We start from the raw sequence: 18,841 nt of genomic DNA on the forward strand, positions 1-18,841 counted from the left end.
CCCAAGGATGACCACATGGATGTCGCGGTCTTCAGCACCAAGCCGTACGACCGGCGCTTCCTCGACGCGGCGGTCGCGGGACGCCACGCCCTGACCTACATCGACGCGCGGCTCGACCCGACGACGGCGATCCTCGCCGGCAAGGCGAAGGTCGTCTGCGCGTTCGTCAACGACGCGGTCGACGCCGCCGCCCTCGATACGTTCGCCGAGCTTGGGGTGCGCCTCGTCGTCCTGCGGTCGGCGGGCTTCAACAACGTCGACCTCGCCGCCGCCAAACGCCACGACATCCTCGTCGCCCGGGTCCCGGCCTACTCGCCCGAGGCCGTCTCGGAACACGCGGTGGCGCTCATGCTGTCCCTCGACCGGCACATCCACCGCGCCTACGCCCGGGTGCGGGACGGGAACTTCGCCCTCGACGGTCTGCTCGGGTTCAATCTGCACGGCCGAACGGTGGGAATCGTGGGGACCGGCCGGATCGGCCAGGGCGTCGCCAGGATCATGCTGGGCTTCGGGTGCAAGGTGATCGGATACGACGTGAAGCCGACCCGGACCTGCGAGGCCATGGGCGTCGTCTACCGCCCGCTCCAGGACGTGCTCGCCACCTCGGACATCATCTCCTTGCACTGCCCCCTGACGCCGGAGACGCACCACCTCATCGATGCCGCCGCCATCGGCCTGATGAAACGCGGCGTGATGCTGATCAACACGAGCCGCGGGGCCATCGTCGATACCAAGGCAGTTGTCGCAGGACTGAACGAGGGGCGGATCGGCCATCTCGGCCTCGACGTCTACGAGGAGGAAGAGGAGCTCTTCTTCGAGGACAAGTCCGACGTGGTCATTCGAGATGACGTCTTCGAACGCCTGCTGATGTTCTCGAACGTGCTCGTCACCGGCCATCAGGGCTTCTTCACGGTCGAGGCGATGACCGCCATCGCTGAGACCACCGTGGCGAACATCGACGCGTTCGAGCGGACGGGACGACCGGTCCACGTGGTGGCCTGACGCCCCGGCGGCGCGTACCCTCACCGATGGAGAACACCATGCTGCCCCACGTCACCCTAACCCTCGCCCGCGGCCCGGATTTTCCCGATGGAAGCGTCGACCGCGGCTACGAGATCGACGCGCCCCTGGACGCCAACGGACAGCTCGATCCCGCCCTCTGGCTTGAGCAGAGAGACCATTGTCGCGTCCGCCGATTCTGGCTTGGGGAGCCGAACCGCAACGGGCGTCTGATCCGCCGGCAGGGCGGTTTCGGCGGGGGTACCTGGCTGATCGACTACGACGACAGGACGACCGATGACGACGAGCCGGGCTACCGGCTTGGCAGCCACCGGTTCGTCGTGGGCGAATACGTCTCGATCCGCGACGATGACACCATGCGGACCTACAGGGTGTCCCACGTCCGTCAGTCGTGACGTACACGAGTTGAACGCCCGTGATGGGTGCAGGGTGTGTGAAAACGTCAGCTTGTCGCGGCTTTGGAGTACAATCTTCCATGAAAGTTGAAAAAATCACCTGGAATCGCCATGCTAGCGGTCCTAGAGGGTTTTCATAGATGATCCTTCTACTCGCGGCGGCAAGGGGGCGCGTTTTTACACAGGCTCGGTGGAAACCGGACCTTGGCCTTTCGCTCTGAAGCGGACGTTTGCCACCGGCTCCTCACCGGCGGAATGGATGACAGCCTTGGCAGGCTGAAGATCTACGTACCCGCTGGACGTGCGGGCTCATCCGACTGATCGTTTCCGCAGGTGTAGGTAGGTCTCGTCAAACTCGGCAGCGCTGACGAGTTCATCCCAGGCCAGAATGACCAGCGTGTTGCTACGGAGGGTAATGAGCCCGTTGCCCCGCATCTCTTGCAGCGTGCGGTTGATGTGCACGGTCGTCACGCCGGTGGCGTCCCCGAGCTCACCCTGTGTCAGTGGCAGAGCACAGCGGTGTTCACTGGCCAACCCCACGGCCTCCTGCTTGAGGTACAACTCGCAGAAGAGATGGGCGAGGTGCTCGTAGGCCGAGCGCTGGCCCATACACGCCATCCATTCACGGAAGATCCCTGCATCCACCAGCGTGTCGCGCCAGAGCACGGCGGCGAGGCGCGGGAAGCGATAGGTGAGATCCCGGAGCGCCTCGTGAGGGATGAAGGCCACGTGAGCGTCTGTCATCGTGGCGAGGCTGTGATCCATCCGTGGGATGTGCAGGCTTTGCAGATCCGGGATGTCACCGCCGATGTGGAACGAGAAGATCTGGCGCTTGCCCTCGCCCATGATCTTGTAGCGGCAGGCCCAGCCCTCAATGATGAGGCAGCACTGCGTGGCCGTCTCGCCATCGCGGACAATGTCTTGATCCGCTCTTAGAGCTTGAGCCTTGATAGGTAGGCTCTCAACGGCATAGCGCTCCTCCTCTGTGAGAGAGGAGATGCTCTCCAGCTTGGTAATCATCGGCTGGAGCAAATGGAGGGACTTCGAGGCCATGTGGCTTCGCCTTGCATTGCAGGCGGAAGCGCGCGGCTCTCCCAGGCATCAGCACCTGTATCGGAACGGCTGACGATTTTTTCAACATAAGGCAGTAATTGGCCGCGCGTACCATCATACGTTAGTAACGCTTACGGGCGACGTGGAACTGCGAAAAAAGGCGAATGGCTGCTCAGCTAAATTTTTCGTCCGAACGCCGACACGCAATAATATACCCCGATCCACGCTTGAAACACTGCCTCACCAAGAGCCTGCAAGCAGACCTTCCAAGCGTCTGTGAAGGGTCGCAAGCGGCTCCTGTGGCATCGCTACCGACCTCCAAGTTTCCGTCACGCAAAAGCTAGACCCGGCTGCGTACCCGATCCCCGCGGCCCTCTCCATGCGGTGGCTCCGGCGGTCGCGCAGGCGAGGTCCTGTTCCGGGGACGCCTCGCCGTAGACACCGATTGCGCCGATCAGGATACCATCCCGCCTCAGGGGTATGCCGCCGCGCTCGTGGAACGCCGCGGTACCCTCGCCCTCAACGACGGAACAGTAGAGGTCGTCCCCGGGCGGGGGCATGATCTCGCTCAGCTCGCCCGAGATCGCCGAGGCAACGGCTTTCCCGATGGCGCCGCGCGCGGTCATGCAGCCGGCACCGTCCATCTTCGAGAAGGCGACGAGGCGACCCTGGGGGCCGCACACCGCGACGCTGACGACGACCCCGAGGCGACGGGCCTCCTCGATGGCGTGGCCGACCACCGCGGTCGCCTCGGCCAGGGTCAAGTCGCCATCGGACAGGGCGGAAACGGGAGCGGCCATCACCGGCCGTCCCGGGCCAGCATCTCGCGCCCGAGCGCAAGCAACTGACCGTCGGTGCTCGCCGACAGGTCGACGGTCGCAGTCGCGACGACGCGGATCTCGGTTCCCGGATGACGTTCGTGAAGTCGCTCCGAAAGGACGGCCATCGCGCTGGCCTTACCGGTGCCGTGCCCGACGATGGCGACCCGAGGCGCGTTCGCGACGGCGGCCGCGATGCGGTCGTAGTAGCCGAGGTCCTCAGGCGCGCGCTGGCCGCGATAGTTGCCATCCTCCTTGTGCGAGAGATGATGGATGTAGCCCTTCGGGTCGTAGGGGCGCAGCGTGGTCTCGGTCTCTCCGCCGGCGGTCTCGGGGTCGAGACGGTAGATCCGTGCCTCGTGATGGTCGACGACGATGAGGGCATCTATCTCAGCCGCCGCCGGGGGCGAAGCTTCGAGGATCTCGGTCGAATAGGGCGAGAGGCCGGCATCCTGCATCAGGTGGCGCAGGCGCTCGACCTCGCGCGGATCCATGTCCTTGTCCCGGGGACGAAGGAAGGTCGCGGTCCGGCCGGCCAGGGTGAAGCCCCACTTGTCGTCCCGCTTCTCTTCGGTGCTGCCGATCCGTCCGATGAAGGACACCACCTCGCGCCATTCCAGGTTGTTGCTGGTCGGGTGGTGGAAGATCCGACCGAGGATAACCCGGTCATGGCCGTGGATCTGGGCATTGATCATCGAAAGGGTTCCTGGCGGACTGCGCACCGGACGATGTGCCCGGTGCGGTGACATTCGAGGTTCGGGGGCCCTCAGACGACGCGGATGTCGTTGTCGACCGTCGTGGCGCCCGGTGCGCCCCAGGCGGTCCATCCCGCCATCTGGCGGTCGTACCAGGTGTGGACCGTACCGCTCAGGTGGACGACGCCGCCAACGGCGCTGACGTTGATGGTCTTCGGGTCGTACCAACTGCGATGCAGCGCCTCGGTGATGTCGGCGCTGATGTCGGTCGCGTTCGGACGCGCCTTGATGGTGACGTCGTTCGAGATGCCGACCACGCCGAGCATCCCGCGGATATCGTGCTCCGCGGCCGTCTTCTGGAACTGCCACTCGACCTGGCCGGTAAGGGTGACCCAGCCTTTATCGACCGTCACCTTCACGGCTTCGTCGGGGACGGAGGCGTTCCAGTCCAGGCGCTGGACGACGGCCACGGCGATCTCGTTGTCGTTGCGCTTGACGTGGTGGGGAAGGCGGACCTCGATCTCGTCGGCAACGGCGCGGACGCCCTTCACGCGACCGGCGGCTTTCTCTGCGGCATGCTTCTCCATGTAGTTCTGGACGTGGCCGGTTAGGGTCACGACCCCGTCCTTGGCGGCGACGCCGATGTGGGCGGCGGTCACGCTCGGCTCCCAGCCGAGCTCGGCGATGACGTTGGTCTGCAGGGTCTTGTCGACGGTCATGATGGTCTCCGGGATCTCAGGGTCTGAGGAAGCGACGCGCACCGTCACCGATGGCGACGGTCGTGGCGGTGGTGGTAATGGCGGTGGTGGTGCCGCGAGCGCATGCCGCTGCGGTAGCCGCGACGGCCCGGGTCGATGCCGAGCGCGCCGTTGACGGTGCCGACGGCGCCGCCGACCGCACCGCCGACGATGCCCCCGATGGGGCCGCCGACGCGGTCGCCCTCGGCCGCGCCGCGGCGCATGCCGCCGGACAGGCCCTGGGCATCGGCAGACATCGGCATGGTAAAGGCGGACAGCGCCAGGGCCGCCGCGATGGCGAAGTGCTTCAGATTCGAGTTCATGGATTGCCTTTTTCCTGGTCGACTGAGTTCGTCCACGCTCAGTGCGCGAGGAAGAGGGGGATCGGGCACGCCGTCATCAGCGACTGCGTGAGCCCGCCGAAGAGCCACTGACGGATGGGGCCGTGGCGGTAGGCGCCCATGACCATCATGTCCGCGCGGTAGCGGCTGGCCGCGTCCCGGAGGGTCTCCGCGACGTCGCCATCCGGACGCAGCGGCAGGTCGTCCACGGTTACGGCGATGCCGTGGCGGGCTAGGTGCGGAGCGAGCTCGGCGCCCGCGACCGACCTCGAAAGCTCCTTTTCGCCGACGACCGAGATGATCTCGACGGCGTCCGCCGCAAGCAGGAACGGGAGTGCATCGTTCACGGCCCGCGCCGCATGGGCGCCGCCGTCCCAGGCGATGACGATGCGCCGGCCGGCGAAGGCGTTGTGCCCGGCGGGAACGACGATGACGGGGCGACCGCTGTTGAACAGCGACGCCTCGATCAGCTCGCGGTCGAGGTCGATGGTGCGCTCCTCGGCATCCAGGATGGTGAGGTCGTGCAGGCGAGCCTTGGCCGCGAAGGTGGCGAGGATGTCCGGATGTGTCAGCTGCGGGCTATCGACGGTGCACGCGATACCGGCGCTTGCGGCATCGCCACGGACCTTCTCGGCCACCGCCTGGCTCAGGCCGGCGGTCCGTCCGTTCTCCTCGAAGACGAGGCCGCTGGCGAACCCGCCGGCGAGTGCGCTGTTCATGACGATGCGCCGCGAGGCGGCCTGGACCGTGAGGTGCGCCCCGGCGGCCACCGATAGCGACAGGCCGTAGCCGATGGCATCGCTCGTCTCGCCCTGCTGACCTTCCTCTGTCAGGCCGACGATGACGTTCTTGATGTTCTGGAGTGCCGGCATGGATGCGTCCCTCGCTTTGCTTTGGACGAACCCTAGTCACGGCCCCGAAGGAGTCCTTGATCCAGCGCAAAGTCGGAAGCGGGAACGCGGGGCATGCTGCACCTCGAACCTGGCCCGCTCGTATCGAGGTCCGGTCGTTGCCTCGCCAATGAGGGGAAGACTTGATGACACGATTGACGACGACGCTTGCGGTGCTCGGGACCTTCGGGTTTGCGATGACCGCACACGCGGCCTCCGACCTCGGTCGCCAGGCCCGTTCCAACGGACCGAACATGCCGCGCTCCCGGGATGTTGTACCGAGCGAGATCAGGCCGCAGGAGCCCGTCGCGACGGGGAGCATGAAGGGCCCTGCCGGTTACAGTGGAAAGTCCCGCTGGCGGGACATCAAGCGTCCGCCCGTCCGTCCGCCGTCGCGGTAAGGGGGCCTCAGATGACGTTCTCGACGGAGCTTCTGTACGGCGGGGCGGACCCCGAACGGCGGGCCGATGAGCCTGCCTACTTCCTCGACTCCTCAGAACTAAGGCCGGCGCGGCAGGAGGCGCGGGCCTGGTTCGGCGCGGCAAGGGCGACCGCCCGGGCGACTGGGAGCGCCGTCCCCTCAGCGGTCGCCATCATGGACCGGGGCCGGGAGGTGTACCGTTACCCGGCAGCCCCGAACCTCAGTGGGCCGACATCCGGTCGAGGCGGGCCTGGTCGATGAGGCGGACGCCACCCGGCACGATCAGGATACAGCCATCCCGGTCGAGCCGCGAGAGCGTCCGGCTCACCGTCTCGATGGTCAGGCCGAGATGGTCGGCGATGTCGAGGCGGCCCATCGGCAGTTCGAGGGTGACCGTCGACTGGCCGATCCGGGCGTAGCGCACCTGCAGCCCCACTAGGAAGGCCGCGATCTTCTCGTCGGCGGTCCGCCGACCAAGGAGCATCATCATGTCCTTGGCCCGGGACAGTTCCTGCCCGGTGATCTCGTGCAGGTGCATCATCAGGCCTGGCTGCCGACAGACCAAGTCCCGGAAGGCCAGCCGATCGAACCTGCATGCCGTCATCGGGGCTAACGCGTCGGCCGACACCGCATAATGGTCCAGCATCGACAATCCGAGGAAGTCGCCCGGGAAGGCGAAGCCGGTCACCTGCCGTCGTCCGTCCGGGAGGATGCGATAGAGGCGCAACGCCCCCGAGGTGACGATGAAGACGGAGGAGGCGGGCTCGTCCTGTCCGAAAAGGGTCTCCTTCTGGTCGAGGGAGACCTTCCGGCCGAGGGGCTCCAAGGTGTCCCGCTCCGCCAGCGGAAGCGCCGTGGACAGGCTGACGAGGCGGGCCTTGCCCATGCCATCGTAGGGGTACGGGGGTGGGATATTGGGGTAGGGCGCGGGCCTGACCGGCATTGAATGGATCGACATGGGTCTGTCCTTCCGGTTCGGTACGGCCTCTTGAAGGGCCAGGGAGATGGCGTCAGCGGCCGCGCCAGCGCTCGGTCGCCTCGATGCGCTCCGCGTCACGGGCAAGGTCGAGGAAGGCGCTCCGTGCCCCATCGTCGAGCCTGAAGGCGCGCTGCAGGATCCCGGCGGCCAACCGCACCGTGACGTCGTCCCACGCACTATTGTCGCCGGCACGGCCATGAACGGTCGTGACCGACTTGGCCAGGACGGAAAAGGCGTACGCTTCGAACATCGTCACCTCGGGTCGCACGCCGTGGATTTCAGTCACCGTATGAGTATAACGCGGACGCGATGCTTGGGATCGGAACCAAAAGCGGCGACCAGAGATGCAGATTTGCTGCGGATTAAAGATCAGAGTAATTGCGCTCCCCAGTCATCCGCCCCGCAGGATCTCGCTAAGGGGCGCCGTGGCCGTGAAGTGGATGCCTGACAATCGGTAGTCGATCTCGGCGGAGCCGCTGATCTCGACCGCCAGGGCCCGTTCGATCATGCGGGACCCGAAGCCCGCCCTCGTCGGCGGAACCACCGCCGGCCCCCCGGCCTCCTCCCACTGGAAGCGCAGTTGTTCCATGCCTTCCCCATCAAGGATGTCCCACGTGAGCAGCACCGTCCCGATCTCGGTGGACAGGGCGCCGTACTTGACGGCGTTGGTGGCAAGCTCGTGCAAGGCCATGGCGAAGGCCAGAGCGACCCGGGAGGCGAGATGCACGTTCGGTCCGCTGCAGGTGAAGCGCCCCTCCTGATCGGCCCCGAACGGACGCAGCGCCACGCCGACCACCTCGTTCAGGGTCGCCCCTTCCCAGGTGTCGCGGATGAGTACGTCGTGCGCGGCCGCGAGCGCCATGATGCGGGCGTCGAGTATGGCCTCGGCCTCCTCCAGGGAGGCGGACCTGCGAAGGGTCTGGCGGATGATGGACTGGACCGTGGCAAGTGTGTTCTTGACCCGGTGGGCCAGCTCCTTCGCCAGCAGGTCGCGGTGCGCCTCGGCCCTCCTGCGGTCGGTGATGTCGAGGGAGATGCCGGCGATGGTCAGTGGCCTGCCGTCCGGCTGGTAGGAGGCGTGTCCCCGGGCGTGTATCCAATGGACGGCGCCGTCCGGGTACGTGATCCGGTACTCGTGGTCGTAATGGGTCTGCCCGGCAATGGCTGACGAGATGGCATCCCTCATCCGCGCCCTGTCGTCGGGGTGTACCCCTTCGATCCACGCCTCGTAGGTGAAGTCCGCGCCTGGGTTGCGGCCGAAGTTCGCCTTGCACCCGTCCGACGACTCCAGGGACATCGTTGCGAGATCGAGGGTCCACGACCCGATGCGTCCCGCTTCCTGGGTGAAGCGCAGGCGCTCCTCGCTTAGGGCCAACGCGACGGTGCGGGACTTCGCCTCCGACACGAGGCGGTCGAGGATCACCACCCCGTGCGCGTCGAGGTCGGGGAACGCCTCGTGCGGAAAGCCGCCGAACATGGACGGCCGCGCTGCCCCGGACGAGGGTCGGACGCCATGGGTGCCTGCTCCGAACAGAAACGTCGTCGCTGTCATGTCAGGGCTCGCCTCAGGCTGCGGTCTTGATCGCGGATGCGAGTGCGATGTCGAGATGGACCGGGTTGTGGAGGGTGTTCGCCACCGGCGACCACAGCACCGTGTGCTTGACGAGGGCCGCCAGCGCCTTCCGGGATGCATCCGCGTCGATCCGCACGGAAACCCGGATGCTCTCGAACCCGATGGTCTTGGGCTGGAGGTCGCCACTACCCCAGACCGACGTCAGGTTGATGTCGGCCTCGACGTCGAGTTCCAAGGAGTGGATCGGGATGCCCTGCGCCAGGGCGTTGGCGTGGATGCCGATGGACAGGCACGAGCCGAGGGCGGCGAGAAGGGCCTCGGAAGCGTTCGGAGCGGTGCTCTCGCCGAGTAGACCCTCGGGCTCGTCCTCCATCACGGGCTGGGGCGGGAGGTCCCGGATGTAGTTGAGTTGGCTCAGCCGACCCTGAGCCACCGTGCGGCATCGCAGGGTGCGCACGGCTGTCGGATCGGCCTTGGCCTTCGCAACGACGAGTTCGAGTTCGCGTTTGCCCAACGGGGACGCGGGCGGGATGGTAGGAATGAGCGGTGGCTTAGTCATGAAAGTTTTCGTTCCTTGATTTCCCGCGCATGCCAGTCGTTTCGTTCTGCGGGAATATATCTCGAATAGGTGTCGGACAAATTCTAGTTTAGGCTTTTGCGCAGCGAAATCGGCAACCAAATCTGACGACGGGAACCGCGAATTTGATGAGGTTCGATGAATGCTAGACTGGGATGACCTCAGATTTTTCCTGGCCCTGACCAGGCATGGCAGCCTCTCGGCGGCAGCAAAGGTGCTTCATGTCTCGCAGTCGACGGTCGGGCGACGCCTGAATACGTTGGAGGCAACCCTTGCCGTCCGCCTGCTGAACCGGACCCCCGAGGGCTACGTGCCGACGCTGGCCGGCGAGGAGGTGCGCCAGAAGGCCGAGCGCCTTGAGGCGGAAGCCCTTGGCTTGGAGCGGGACGTGACCGGGCGCGATACCCGCCTGCGCGGCCTGGTGCGGGTGACCTGCGCCGAGACCATGGCCGCGCACCTGCTGGCACCGAGCTTCGCGAGGTTGCACGCCAAGCATCCCGATATCATGATCGAGCTCATCCCAAATCCGCGGGAGCTCAGCCTCGCCATGCGGGAGGCTGACATCTCAGTCCGGATGAGGCAACCCGAGCAGCACGACCTCGTGGTCCGGCGCATCGGCAGCATGGCCTTCGGCCTCTACGCGACGCCGGACTACATCAAGGAGCGGGGCGAGCTCGACTTCGAGGAGGGATGCCCCGGCCACCACCTCATCACGCAAATGGAGGACAGCCAGGAGATGACCCAGGCGGCTTGGCTGACGGAAATTGCATCCCGCTCCATGGTCGTCCTGCAGACGAGTAGCCACGAGGCCGCCGTCCTGGCGGCCGCCAACGGCGGGGGACTGGCCTGCCTGGCGCGGTTCCGCGGCGACGAGGAGCCCAGGCTCAGCCGGATGGAGGTGCCCACCGACCCGCCGAGCGCCGATATCCTGCTGCTAGTCCACAAGGACAACCGTGACACGCCGAGGATACGGGTCGTCCTCGATCACGTCACGGAAAGCATCCGGTCCATCGGCGACAAGCTCCAGCCCCCGGGCGCGAAGGAGGAGGTAAAGGCCGTCGGTGTGTGAGGCATCCAGTGCCGCCGTCAGGCATCCGCTGTTCCACCGGGGCGGCGGCCGGGTTCCGGGCATGCGTGCATAGCTGATCGCCGGATTCGATTGGCCCCGTTGGTCCGGGTGGGGCGTAGACGAACCAAGGTCTACGCGATGGTTTTCCCCGTGACGAGCGACAAGGCCCCGAGGCGTTGAGCTCACCGGAATCGAAGACATGTCGGATAACAATGGCGGCGCCTCGCGCAGGCAACTGGTCACGGGCATGGCCGTCGGGTTGGCCGGGGCGATGACGGGCGCCGCGAGCGCCCAGGCTCGCCCGACGGCTCAGATCGGTTCGTCGCCCAATCCTGTCGACCAGTATACCCGCCCGCCGTTCGACAGGCAGACCCAGGCGGTTCCAGGCCTTGCCGGTAAGATGGTCCCGCGTCCCGACCATGGCGAGACGAGCTACAAAGGCTCGGGCCGGCTCGCCGGGCGCAAGGCCCTCGTTACCGGCGGCGATAGCGGGATTGGTTGTGCCGCAGCCATCGCATTCGCCCGCGAGGGTGCGGACGTCGCCATAGGCTACCTTCCGTTCGAGGAGGCCGACGCCGCCGAAGTGTTGGCTCTCATTCGTGCCGAGGGACGTAAGGCGGTGGCCGTCCCAGGCGATATCCGCGAGCAGGCATTCTGCGAGGCCATGGTAGCGACGGCGGTTCGGGAGTTGGGCGGTCTCGATATCCTGGTGAACAACGCCGGCGCCCAGCAGTCTGTCGCCGACCTTGTGGACCTGACCGCCGAGCAGTTCGACACCACCTTCAAGACCAACGTCTACGCACCGTTCTGGATTACCAAGGCGGCGTTGCCGCACCTCAAGCCCAGGGCGTCGATCATCATCACCGCGTCGGTCCAAGCGTTCAACCCGTCCGCCAATCTAATCGACTATTCCCAGACCAAAGCTGCGAACGTCGCCTTCGCCAAGTCGCTCGCGAAGCAACTCGGCCCCAAGGGCATCAGGGTGAACGCGGTGGCGCCGGGCCCGTTCTGGACGGCCCTGCAGCCCAGCGGCGGGCAGTCGCAGGACAAGCTTGTGACGTTTGGGGCGGACACCCCGCTCGGGCGCCCTGGGCAGCCCGCCGAGATCGCGCCGCTCTATATGACGCTGGCCTCCGCCGAGGCGATCTACAGTAGCCGGCAGGTGTTCGGGGCATCCGGCGGGACGGGCGTCGACTAAGTCCCGGCGTTCTTATGTGGGGCTCCCACCCTTGGGGACCATCATCGAGCGAGCCCCATTCGCGACGTCATCGCGGGAGACGTAGAACTTTCGACCGTTTCGGCATGCCACCACGACGATCCATGTCTTGGGGGGGACGCTGCGGGCTTCGGACAACTGGGACGTTGAAATCTCGTCGCACTCGCTGAACCGGGCGACCTCCAGGGCGGCCTCCTTCCGAAGGCGGTTGATCCCCGACAATGCGTCCGGACCCCATTTCGCCGTTATCCTCGGGTTCGATCTCGGGGTGTAGGGGACGTAGACGCTCGGATCGACCTCGCCGCCGCCGGCCCAGGCTACGGAGGTTGACAGGATCGCGACAACCATGCCGGCCAGGCGCATCATACGGAAACTCCAATTCGTTTGGGATGATGGACCGGTCCGGCCCCGAATGCGAATGCGAATGCCAATGGACATGGGCGGGTGGCTTCGCTCGGCAACATGGATCAATCCGTGAGGGCGTTGCGGACCTCGGCGATGACGATCTCCTCCGCGGTCGATAACGCCCGTCCGAAACCGAGGAAGCTCCCCGTCGCTTCGGCGGTGCCGCGTACGCGCTTCAAGACCTCCGACCTCAGGGACTGCATCGGCTCGACGGGCATGGAGGTCGACAGGGCCTGGACATAGTCTTTCCACGCCTCGAAGAGCTCTTCGGGCGGTCGCGTCGCCAACCATCGCTGCAGCAATCGGTAGCCGGTCCCGCCCTCTTCGAGCCCCGAATCCGTGGCCGCGGAGAGGACCGAGCCTCGTTCTTCATCATCGACGTCGCCGTCGGCCCAGGCCACAACCACAACGGGAACGAGCATGAGCGCCGCAAGCGTGTCGGGACCGATCCCGAGGTCGGCAAGTCGGCCCAGGAACGCGGCATCGGTGATGCCCGAAGCCTCGGCGAAGTCTTCCCTTCGCTTGTCCGCATCCTGCGAGGCCCCCGCCTGTCTGCGGACGGCCGCTTCCTCGTGTGCGAAGAAGAGGTCTTCCAGGGCCATTCCGCGGGCTGAGAGTGGATTGTCGCTCATGTATGGGTTCCTTGAGGCGGACCCGTTCCACGCGATGAGGCGCGCCGGGTCCGTGTGTGGAGGGAAGCGATGGCTCGTCGTGCCCAAAGCCGGGGCCAAACTTAGATGAGTTCGGCGAAGGACCGCTCGGACCAAGCGAGCGTCGGGGCTGGGCGCGCCGAGATGGGCTCGGGCGTGCCCTTGGCGGGCTTGGGACGCCGCGGTGCTGCGGCGGTCTTGGACTGACGCCTCGGCTTCTCAGGGCCGCCGACCGCGTCGAACTCGAAGAGGAGGCGTTCACCGGCCCCGTTCGAGATCCAACCGTCCCTCGTCCAGCCGATGAGCCGCCCGGAATACGCGTAGACCGCGTCCTCGGTGATGTAGGCCGCGGGCGTTCCATCCCAAAGGTAGACGGAATGCCCGTCGCGGCAGAAGGCGGCTTCGCGGCCCTCGCGGTCGAAGAGTTCAATCATGCGATGCTCCGTCGTAGTGGGTTGGCGAGCTTCGTGGCGCTCGCCGTCGAGGGACCTGGCCCGGGGTCGCGCGCGGTTGGGGAGCCCGCTCGCATCCGAAGGGGGCGGTCAGTTGCTCATCAGGCAGCAGACGGGCGTGTTCCGGAGGATGTACCGGGTGACGCCGCCGAAGACCCATTCCTGCAGGCGGGAGTGGCCATAGGCGCCCAACACCAGAAGGTCCGCCCCCTCGCGGGCGACGAATCCGAGGATCGCCTCGCCCGCCCCGAGGTCGTCCTCGCGTAGGGGGTGAGTGGTAACGGCCGCGCCATGGCGTGATAGGTGGTTCGCGACGTCCCGGGCCCCGTCGTCTTCGTCCGTCTCCGAACCCACGGAGACGATGTGGACGGTGTCCGCCCGTTCCAGGAAAGGCAGGCTAAGCAGCACGGCCCGCCGCGCCTCCAGGCCATCCTTCCAGGCTATGACAACCCGGCCGATGCGGAGATCCTTGATGCCAGGCGGGGCGACGAGGACGGGGCGCCCGGCCTCTACGACGAAGGGTCCGGGCAGGACGGCGAGCGGTCCCGGCTCCGGATCGGCGCCGCCCCACCGGCCAACCACCACCACGTCGGCGGCCCTGGCCTGCTGCATCAGGTAGCGTGGCGGATGCGCCAGGTCGGACCGCCAAGACGCCCGGCCGCAGCCTTCGGCGTTGCGCTCAAAGATCGCCCTGGCCTGCTCCAGGTCCTGGTCCGCCCGGGCCTTCTCGACGTCGGAGACCTGGATGGCGGAGAGGATGTCGCGGGCCCCGGCCGGCGGGGACACCTGCCGTGAGGCGACGCCGATCAGCTCGGTCTCGAAGCGCTCGGCGAGGGCGGCCGATAGCTGGACCCGGTCCGCCGCGGCGGGACCGAGGTCCACTGAGACCATGATGCTGGCCAGGTTCATGTCGGTGCTCCGTCCTCGGGCCTCGGGCTCGATGGCCGGAAGGAAGCACGGACCATCGTGGGTCGGCCTTGATCCAGAACAAAGTATCCAGGGGGCGGACGCGCCAAACACCGGGGATGGACGGGGCGAACAGCCTTTGGGCGCCCGACATCCCGGAACACGACCATGCAGCGACCAGCCAGATCCATCGCCCTTGGGGCGGTTCTATCGCTTTGCCTGACGGTCCCGCTTCGAGCCGCCGAGGAGCCGCAGGCAAGCTCCGTGGCGGATACGGACGCCAGGCCGGCCCAGGTCTGCCTCGACCACCTCAAGGCCTTCGACGCGCAGATGGAGAAGGACGGCTACTGGCTGGGCGGGTCCGGCTACGGCTACGGCTATCCCCTCGGCGGTTACTGGTTCGGCGGCATGACCGGAAGCGCCGGCATGGCCATGGGGGCGGCGTCCGCGATGGTGGGGTACGCGAACGCCCGGCCCGGATACGAGGTCCGGGTGCTTCTCTCGGCCGCCGACATCCTGGCGCGCCATGACAGGCAGCAGCCGTGCGAGGACGTGCTCGTCCAGATCCGGTCCAGCTACGAGGCGTACAAGACCGACATGCAGGGCCGCGACCTCCGGGTCGCGAACGCCCTCGGCTTCCGCAAGCAGGAGCTTTCGCTGGCGCAGCCGGTCGTGACGCGGGTCGCGGCCTTCCGGTCGGACGACCTGCTCGGAAGCGAGGTGCGAACCCCGGGCAACGTCGCGCTGGGCAGCGTCGACGACATCGTCATGGGGGCCGAGGGTGGCAAGATCGCCTATCTCGTCATCACCCGGGGTGGCGTCTTCGGCCTGGGCGAACGCCACGTCGCCGTGCCGTGGGACCAGTTCAAGGTCTCGCCGAACCTGAACATCCTCGTCCTCGACACGACCAAGGACGCCATGGACCAGGCCCCCCGCATCACCGAGGGCAGGTTCGTGAGGGCCGAGCCGTTCGCCCGGCAAACGGCGAAGGCGGATGCCTATTGGGGCGCCGCCTCCAAGACCCCGCGGACGGATTGAGTCGCGTATCGACCGGCCGACGATTGCTGCCCCCCATCCCCCGAACCCAAGATTGGATTTTTGCCATGCGTACGACGATTGCATTTGCGGTGACCTTCCTCGCCCTTGCGACGATGACCACGGCCCAGGCGCAGGCGCCGATGGCTCCCCCCACGGATGCCGCGGCGACGATGCGGGAGGCCGGCCGCGAGGCGAACGAGGCCGCCGATGCGGCCCGCGAGGCGGCCCGGCTCGCGCTGCAGGCCTCGAAGGCGGCGGTGAAGGATGCCCCGAAGCAATCCGCCGACATGATCGGGAAGCTCGTCACCGACGCAGCGGACGCGGCGACGCGTGCCGAGACCAAGATCGCGGAGGCCAACAGGGCAGCGGGGGTCTCGGCGAACGCGTCGATGCGCAAGGCCGCCGATTCCGCGCGGAAGTCGGTCGAGGCGACGCAGGCGGCGGTGCGCAAGTCACAGGATGCCATGGCGGCCTCGGTCAACTCCAGCATGGCGGCGGTCCGGCGGGCGGCATCCGGGGTGCGTGCGTCCATTGTCCGGGCCGCAACGGCCACCGCGAACGCCGCCCGCGCCGCTCGCGAGGCCGCCCGGACCACCTGGGACCGCGACATGGCGCAGGGCCAGGCCCGCGGCTGACACCGGTCGGGCGCAGCTTTCGAACCGGCACCTCAAGGAGAACGACGATGGCGATGAGCAAGATGGCACGCACCTGCGAGGAAGCCGCGCACCAGCACGACCGGGCCGCCGCCCACTACCGGCACTCGGCCAAACATCTTGAAAAAGGGGAACACGCCGCCGCCGCGAAGGAGCGGGACCTCGCCCTCGACCATTCCGAGAAGGCCCGGATCGACGAGGTCGGGCTGCGACCGGATGGGCTCGCCTTGAACGAGCGGACCGTCTCCGAGGCGGCCTGGCATTTCATGGGCTGACGCCTACGCGCGTCTGTTCACCTGCGAATAGCGACAAGGAAATCCCCCATGGCGAACCCGGCTTTCCCCGACCGGCCTGACCCGACATTTCCCGACCCGTCGCCGGCGCATCCGCCCCGTCCCGATCAGACCCCGCTTCCCGAGCCGCGCGGCGTGCCTGACTTCGGACCCGACGAGATGCCGCCCTCGAACGAGCCGCTGAGCATCCCGGGCGGTTCGCCGCCGGAGATCGCATGACCGCCGATATGGACGTCCCGCTGGCAAGGAGGCCACCATCAACGTGCGAGTACGAGGCCTCCTGCGCGCACGCCATTGAGACGTCTTTGGGCATTCAGGGGCTCGATATGCATCGCGAGCACGACCGGATCGTCGGTGAGTTAGCCAGCAAGGTCGGCGGCGCCGACCCCTTCGCAGCCGCGGTCCGCGCCTCGCAGATTGCAATGGTAATCACCGACCCCGTCCAGCCCGACAATCCCATCGTCTTCGCTAACGATGCCTTCTGCGCCCTATCGGGCTTCTCGCGCGAGGAGACCGTGGGGCGGAACTGCCGGTTCCTGCAGGAGCCCGATACGGACCCCATTGAGGTCACCCGTCTTCGCGAAGCGATCGACAGGCGCGTCCCGGTCGAGGCTCAACTCCTCAATCGCCGCAAGGACGGGAGCCTGTTCTGGAACCGGCTCTTCGTGTCCCCGGTGTTCCAGGGGGAGACCCTGGTTTTCTGGGTCGCTTCCCAGTTCGATGCCACCTCGGAGCAGGCGCGCCTCGACCGTCTGGAGACCGACCGCAAGGCGCTGGAACGCGAGGTCGAACGTCGGACACGCGACCTGTCCGAGAGCGAGGAGCGCCTGCGGTTCGTGCTCAAGGCCGGACGCCTCGGCTCGTGGAGCCTGGATCTCGCGGACATGCGCTTCGTTGCGTCCGAGACCTTCAAGATCGCCCTCGGGCTCGATCCGGACCTTCCGTTGAGCCGCGTTGATTACGAGGCCTTCATCCACCCGGAGGACCGGGTGCGCCGGGACGAGGCGGTCGCGACCTGCATCGCAGGTCACGGCGACTACGACATCGAGTACCGGATCGTGACCCCGGCAGGCGAGGTCCGGTGGCTCAAGCTCCGCGGCAAGCCGTTCTACTGCGATGACGGGGTGCCGTTCCGCCTCGCGGGCATCGCCATCGACGTGACCGACCGCAAGCACGCGGAAGCACACCGGGCGCTGCTCGCCAACGAGCTCAACCATCGCGTCAAGAACACCTTGGCGACCGTCCAGGCCATCGTCGTCCAGACCCTCCGGGCGAACCTGTCCCCTGACGAGACCCGCGATGTCATTCAGGGCCGTATCCGGTCCCTGGCGGCTGCGGGCGACGTGCTCACACGCGAGAGCTGGGACGGGGCGACGTTGCACGAGGTGGCGACCACCGCCCTGGCACCGTTCAGGGCCGAAGGCGAGCGGCGCATCAAGGTGCGGGGGCCGGAGGTGAAGCTGACGCCGCAACTCGCCCTGGCCTTCTCGATGGCCTTCCACGAACTCGCGACCAACGCCTCGAAGTACGGGGCGCTCACGGGCGAGGTCGGTCGCATCCTGCTCGACTGGGACATCATCGCCGCTTCGGAGCCGCGGACGCTGCGCCTGACCTGGCAGGAATTCGACGGACCGCCGGTCTGCCCGCCGACCCGGCGCGGCTTCGGCTCGCGCATGATCGAGCGGGCCCTGGCTGACGAGCTCGAAGGTCGTGCCGAGATCGACTACCGGCCGGACGGCATCGTCTTTACCGCCGAGGCGCGCCTCCCGGAGGCAGCCCCGGGGTTGAGGGCCTGACCGGCCGAGCGGGATGACCGGAGAGGACGACGCTCCTTGATCCAGCGCAAGGCAGGATCGCACGCCGTCGTCCATTCGGAAGCGCGGATCGCTACCGCCACCCTTGGAAGGAGCACGACGTGATCATCGGCGAGACCATAGATGCCCTGACGGTGCAGCACAGGCGGCTGCAGGAGCTCTTGAGAGGGTTCGATGACGGCATCTGGTGGAATTCCGACGCCCTGGCCCGGCTCGACGTGGGCAGGATGAGCGCACAGGTCGAACGCCTCGGGGAAGCCCTCGACGAGATCGAACGCCTCGCGACCGAGATCGGACGTCCGCGAACGGACTTGCCGGGCTGATCGTCGGCGATCCCGGGGCGCGTCCGACGCTATCCGACTCGGTGACCGGATGCGGCGTCCGAAGGCTGTCACGCGGGTGGGAAGAGGCGTTCTCGCGCGACCTCGGCTCCGGCCTCCCCTGTGGCCGGGCCGACGCCGGCCCCGCTGTCCCTCCCATGGAGGGGCCAGTACCGTTCCATCGCCAGGTAGGTGAACGAGGCCGACCAGCCGATCAGCAGCAGTCCGTTCAGCGCCTCGACGCCGGCGATCATGCGGGTGTGGGACGTCGGAACCTGATCGCCGAAACCGAGCGACGTGTAGGTGACGACCGAGAAGTACAGGCAGTCCTGGAAGGTCGTGACGGGCGTTCCCGCGAAGGCGGCGTCGCCGATCCAGAGCACGAGGAGCCAGTAGGCCCCGGCGTAGATCCACACTGCGACCGTGTGCCCGACGAAGGTCATCAGCACCACGCCCAGGATGCGGACCCGGGGTGGGACCGGCAGCTCTGCGAGATGCTCCGAGGTCAGGCGCAACGTCTCGTAGA

The 18,841-nt window shown here is 67.1% G+C and carries 24 protein-coding genes; 10 read left to right on the plus strand and 14 right to left on the minus strand.

The window, feature by feature from the left end:
- Positions 1–15 precede the first annotated feature (15 nt).
- Both IPV08_RS18330 and IPV08_RS18335 read left to right on the plus strand, forming a co-directional pair.
- Positions 16–1,002 (plus strand): 2-hydroxyacid dehydrogenase, encoded by a 987-nt coding sequence (locus IPV08_RS18330; RefSeq protein WP_207412936.1) that lies wholly within the window; start codon positions 16–18, stop codon positions 1,000–1,002.
- 38 nt (positions 1,003–1,040) lie between these two features.
- Positions 1,041–1,415 carry a hypothetical protein gene (locus IPV08_RS18335; RefSeq protein ID WP_207412937.1) on the plus strand — a complete coding sequence of 125 codons (375 nt, stop codon included), beginning with the start codon at positions 1,041–1,043 and terminating at the stop codon, positions 1,413–1,415.
- Positions 1,416–1,724: 309 nt separating this feature from the next.
- On the opposite strand, the gene IPV08_RS18340 is transcribed toward IPV08_RS18335, so the two are convergent.
- From IPV08_RS18340 to IPV08_RS18385, 10 genes are all read right to left on the minus strand, one after another.
- A complete protein-coding gene (locus tag IPV08_RS18340; protein WP_207412938.1) occupies positions 1,725–2,468 on the minus strand; it encodes a Crp/Fnr family transcriptional regulator in 744 nt (247 codons plus the stop codon).
- 329 nt (positions 2,469–2,797) lie between these two features.
- Positions 2,798–3,268 carry a heme-binding protein gene (locus IPV08_RS18345; protein ID WP_207412939.1) on the minus strand — a complete coding sequence of 157 codons (471 nt, stop codon included), beginning with the start codon at positions 3,266–3,268 and terminating at the stop codon, positions 2,798–2,800.
- Positions 3,268–3,981, minus strand: a complete 714-nt coding sequence (locus IPV08_RS18350) for a hypothetical protein (protein ID WP_207412940.1) — start codon at positions 3,979–3,981, stop codon at positions 3,268–3,270. The genes IPV08_RS18345 and IPV08_RS18350 overlap by 1 nt, the downstream gene beginning before the upstream one ends.
- 71 nt (positions 3,982–4,052) lie before the next feature.
- Complete coding sequence (locus tag IPV08_RS18355; protein WP_207412941.1) at positions 4,053–4,700, minus strand: BON domain-containing protein; 648 nt, start codon at positions 4,698–4,700, stop codon at positions 4,053–4,055.
- Positions 4,701–4,744: 44 nt separating this feature from the next.
- A complete protein-coding gene (locus tag IPV08_RS18360; protein ID WP_246748026.1) occupies positions 4,745–5,041 on the minus strand; it encodes a hypothetical protein in 297 nt (98 codons plus the stop codon).
- Between the two features lie 38 nt (positions 5,042–5,079).
- The gene (locus IPV08_RS18365; RefSeq protein ID WP_207412942.1) at positions 5,080–5,931 is read right to left on the minus strand and encodes a universal stress protein; all 852 of its coding nucleotides are present in this window, start codon (positions 5,929–5,931) and stop codon (positions 5,080–5,082) included.
- A 659-nt stretch (positions 5,932–6,590) separates the two neighbouring features.
- Positions 6,591–7,328 (minus strand): cyclic nucleotide-binding domain-containing protein, encoded by a 738-nt coding sequence (locus tag IPV08_RS18370; RefSeq protein WP_207412943.1) that lies wholly within the window; start codon positions 7,326–7,328, stop codon positions 6,591–6,593.
- A 52-nt stretch (positions 7,329–7,380) separates the two neighbouring features.
- Positions 7,381–7,599, minus strand: coding sequence for a hypothetical protein (locus IPV08_RS18375; RefSeq protein WP_207412944.1), 219 nt, complete (start codon positions 7,597–7,599; stop codon positions 7,381–7,383).
- A gap of 141 nt (positions 7,600–7,740) precedes the next feature.
- Positions 7,741–8,901 carry a sensor histidine kinase gene (locus tag IPV08_RS18380; RefSeq protein ID WP_207412945.1) on the minus strand — a complete coding sequence of 387 codons (1,161 nt, stop codon included), beginning with the start codon at positions 8,899–8,901 and terminating at the stop codon, positions 7,741–7,743.
- A 13-nt stretch (positions 8,902–8,914) separates the two neighbouring features.
- Positions 8,915–9,481, minus strand: coding sequence for an OsmC family protein (locus IPV08_RS18385; protein WP_207412946.1), 567 nt, complete (start codon positions 9,479–9,481; stop codon positions 8,915–8,917).
- A 160-nt stretch (positions 9,482–9,641) separates the two neighbouring features.
- On the opposite strand from IPV08_RS18385, the gene IPV08_RS18390 reads away from it, so the two are divergent.
- Positions 9,642–10,568: a LysR family transcriptional regulator gene (locus tag IPV08_RS18390; RefSeq protein ID WP_207412947.1), complete on the plus strand. Its 927-nt coding sequence runs from the start codon at positions 9,642–9,644 to the stop codon at positions 10,566–10,568.
- A 271-nt stretch (positions 10,569–10,839) separates the two neighbouring features.
- Entirely contained in the window at positions 10,840–11,766 is a 927-nt protein-coding gene (locus IPV08_RS18395; protein WP_246748029.1) for an SDR family oxidoreductase, read from the plus strand.
- Between the two features lie 485 nt (positions 11,767–12,251).
- Here the strand turns inward: IPV08_RS18395 and IPV08_RS18400 are convergent, their stop codons facing one another.
- The 3 genes from IPV08_RS18400 to IPV08_RS18410 form a co-directional block, all read right to left on the minus strand.
- Entirely contained in the window at positions 12,252–12,821 is a 570-nt protein-coding gene (locus IPV08_RS18400; protein WP_207412949.1) for a hypothetical protein, read from the minus strand.
- A gap of 101 nt (positions 12,822–12,922) precedes the next feature.
- On the minus strand, positions 12,923–13,273 hold the full coding sequence (locus IPV08_RS18405) for a 4-fold beta flower protein (RefSeq protein ID WP_207412950.1): 351 nt from the start codon (positions 13,271–13,273) through the stop codon (positions 12,923–12,925).
- A 108-nt stretch (positions 13,274–13,381) separates the two neighbouring features.
- Positions 13,382–14,200, minus strand: a complete 819-nt coding sequence (locus tag IPV08_RS18410; protein ID WP_207412951.1) for a universal stress protein — start codon at positions 14,198–14,200, stop codon at positions 13,382–13,384.
- 261 nt (positions 14,201–14,461) lie between these two features.
- Here IPV08_RS18410 and IPV08_RS25115 point away from each other — a divergent pair, with 261 nt between their 5' ends.
- The 6 genes from IPV08_RS25115 (at position 14,462) to IPV08_RS18440 (ending at position 18,318) form a co-directional block, all read left to right on the plus strand.
- Positions 14,462–15,235 carry a PRC-barrel domain-containing protein gene (locus tag IPV08_RS25115; protein WP_207412952.1) on the plus strand — a complete coding sequence of 258 codons (774 nt, stop codon included), beginning with the start codon at positions 14,462–14,464 and terminating at the stop codon, positions 15,233–15,235.
- A 65-nt stretch (positions 15,236–15,300) separates the two neighbouring features.
- Entirely contained in the window at positions 15,301–15,870 is a 570-nt protein-coding gene (locus tag IPV08_RS18420; protein ID WP_207412953.1) for a hypothetical protein, read from the plus strand.
- Between the two features lie 47 nt (positions 15,871–15,917).
- Positions 15,918–16,163 carry a hypothetical protein gene (locus tag IPV08_RS18425; RefSeq protein WP_207412954.1) on the plus strand — a complete coding sequence of 82 codons (246 nt, stop codon included), beginning with the start codon at positions 15,918–15,920 and terminating at the stop codon, positions 16,161–16,163.
- 48 nt (positions 16,164–16,211) lie between these two features.
- Positions 16,212–16,400, plus strand: coding sequence for a hypothetical protein (locus tag IPV08_RS18430; RefSeq protein WP_207412955.1), 189 nt, complete (start codon positions 16,212–16,214; stop codon positions 16,398–16,400).
- Positions 16,397–17,977: an HWE histidine kinase domain-containing protein gene (locus tag IPV08_RS18435; protein ID WP_246748027.1), complete on the plus strand. Its 1,581-nt coding sequence runs from the start codon at positions 16,397–16,399 to the stop codon at positions 17,975–17,977. Before IPV08_RS18430 ends, IPV08_RS18435 begins: the two co-directional genes overlap by 4 nt.
- Positions 17,978–18,096: 119 nt before the next feature.
- Positions 18,097–18,318: a hypothetical protein gene (locus IPV08_RS18440; RefSeq protein ID WP_207412956.1), complete on the plus strand. Its 222-nt coding sequence runs from the start codon at positions 18,097–18,099 to the stop codon at positions 18,316–18,318.
- A gap of 68 nt (positions 18,319–18,386) precedes the next feature.
- Here IPV08_RS18440 and IPV08_RS18445 read toward each other — a convergent pair.
- Positions 18,387–18,841: potassium channel family protein (locus tag IPV08_RS18445; protein WP_207412957.1), on the minus strand; the 455-nt coding region annotated here is incomplete at its 5' end.

Origin of the sequence: Methylobacterium sp. SD274 (assembly GCF_017355285.1) — a bacterium.
Classification (GTDB): Bacteria; Pseudomonadota; Alphaproteobacteria; order Rhizobiales; family Beijerinckiaceae; genus Methylobacterium.

Bases quoted from the DNA above. Each gene is read 5' to 3' on its own strand.
- IPV08_RS18330 (WP_207412936.1), top strand. From the start codon at position 16: ATGGATGTCGCGGTCTTCAGCACCAAGCCGTACGACCGGCGCTTCCTC.
- IPV08_RS18335 (WP_207412937.1), top strand. From the start codon at position 1,041: ATGCTGCCCCACGTCACCCTAACCCTCGCCCGCGGCCCGGATTTTCCC.
- IPV08_RS18340 (WP_207412938.1), bottom strand. From the start codon at position 2,468: ATGGCCTCGAAGTCCCTCCATTTGCTCCAGCCGATGATTACCAAGCTG.
- IPV08_RS18345 (WP_207412939.1), bottom strand. From the start codon at position 3,268: ATGGCCGCTCCCGTTTCCGCCCTGTCCGATGGCGACTTGACCCTGGCC.
- IPV08_RS18350 (WP_207412940.1), bottom strand. From the start codon at position 3,981: ATGATCAATGCCCAGATCCACGGCCATGACCGGGTTATCCTCGGTCGG.
- IPV08_RS18355 (WP_207412941.1), bottom strand. From the start codon at position 4,700: ATGACCGTCGACAAGACCCTGCAGACCAACGTCATCGCCGAGCTCGGC.
- IPV08_RS18360 (WP_246748026.1), bottom strand. From the start codon at position 5,041: ATGAACTCGAATCTGAAGCACTTCGCCATCGCGGCGGCCCTGGCGCTG.
- IPV08_RS18365 (WP_207412942.1), bottom strand. From the start codon at position 5,931: ATGCCGGCACTCCAGAACATCAAGAACGTCATCGTCGGCCTGACAGAG.
- IPV08_RS18370 (WP_207412943.1), bottom strand. From the start codon at position 7,328: ATGTCGATCCATTCAATGCCGGTCAGGCCCGCGCCCTACCCCAATATC.
- IPV08_RS18375 (WP_207412944.1), bottom strand. From the start codon at position 7,599: ATGTTCGAAGCGTACGCCTTTTCCGTCCTGGCCAAGTCGGTCACGACC.
- IPV08_RS18380 (WP_207412945.1), bottom strand. From the start codon at position 8,901: ATGACAGCGACGACGTTTCTGTTCGGAGCAGGCACCCATGGCGTCCGA.
- IPV08_RS18385 (WP_207412946.1), bottom strand. From the start codon at position 9,481: ATGACTAAGCCACCGCTCATTCCTACCATCCCGCCCGCGTCCCCGTTG.
- IPV08_RS18390 (WP_207412947.1), top strand. From the start codon at position 9,642: ATGCTAGACTGGGATGACCTCAGATTTTTCCTGGCCCTGACCAGGCAT.
- IPV08_RS18395 (WP_246748029.1), top strand. From the start codon at position 10,840: ATGACGGGCGCCGCGAGCGCCCAGGCTCGCCCGACGGCTCAGATCGGT.
- IPV08_RS18400 (WP_207412949.1), bottom strand. From the start codon at position 12,821: ATGAGCGACAATCCACTCTCAGCCCGCGGAATGGCCCTGGAAGACCTC.
- IPV08_RS18405 (WP_207412950.1), bottom strand. From the start codon at position 13,273: ATGATTGAACTCTTCGACCGCGAGGGCCGCGAAGCCGCCTTCTGCCGC.
- IPV08_RS18410 (WP_207412951.1), bottom strand. From the start codon at position 14,200: ATGAACCTGGCCAGCATCATGGTCTCAGTGGACCTCGGTCCCGCCGCG.
- IPV08_RS18420 (WP_207412953.1), top strand. From the start codon at position 15,301: ATGCGTACGACGATTGCATTTGCGGTGACCTTCCTCGCCCTTGCGACG.
- IPV08_RS18425 (WP_207412954.1), top strand. From the start codon at position 15,918: ATGGCGATGAGCAAGATGGCACGCACCTGCGAGGAAGCCGCGCACCAG.
- IPV08_RS18430 (WP_207412955.1), top strand. From the start codon at position 16,212: ATGGCGAACCCGGCTTTCCCCGACCGGCCTGACCCGACATTTCCCGAC.
- IPV08_RS18435 (WP_246748027.1), top strand. From the start codon at position 16,397: ATGACCGCCGATATGGACGTCCCGCTGGCAAGGAGGCCACCATCAACG.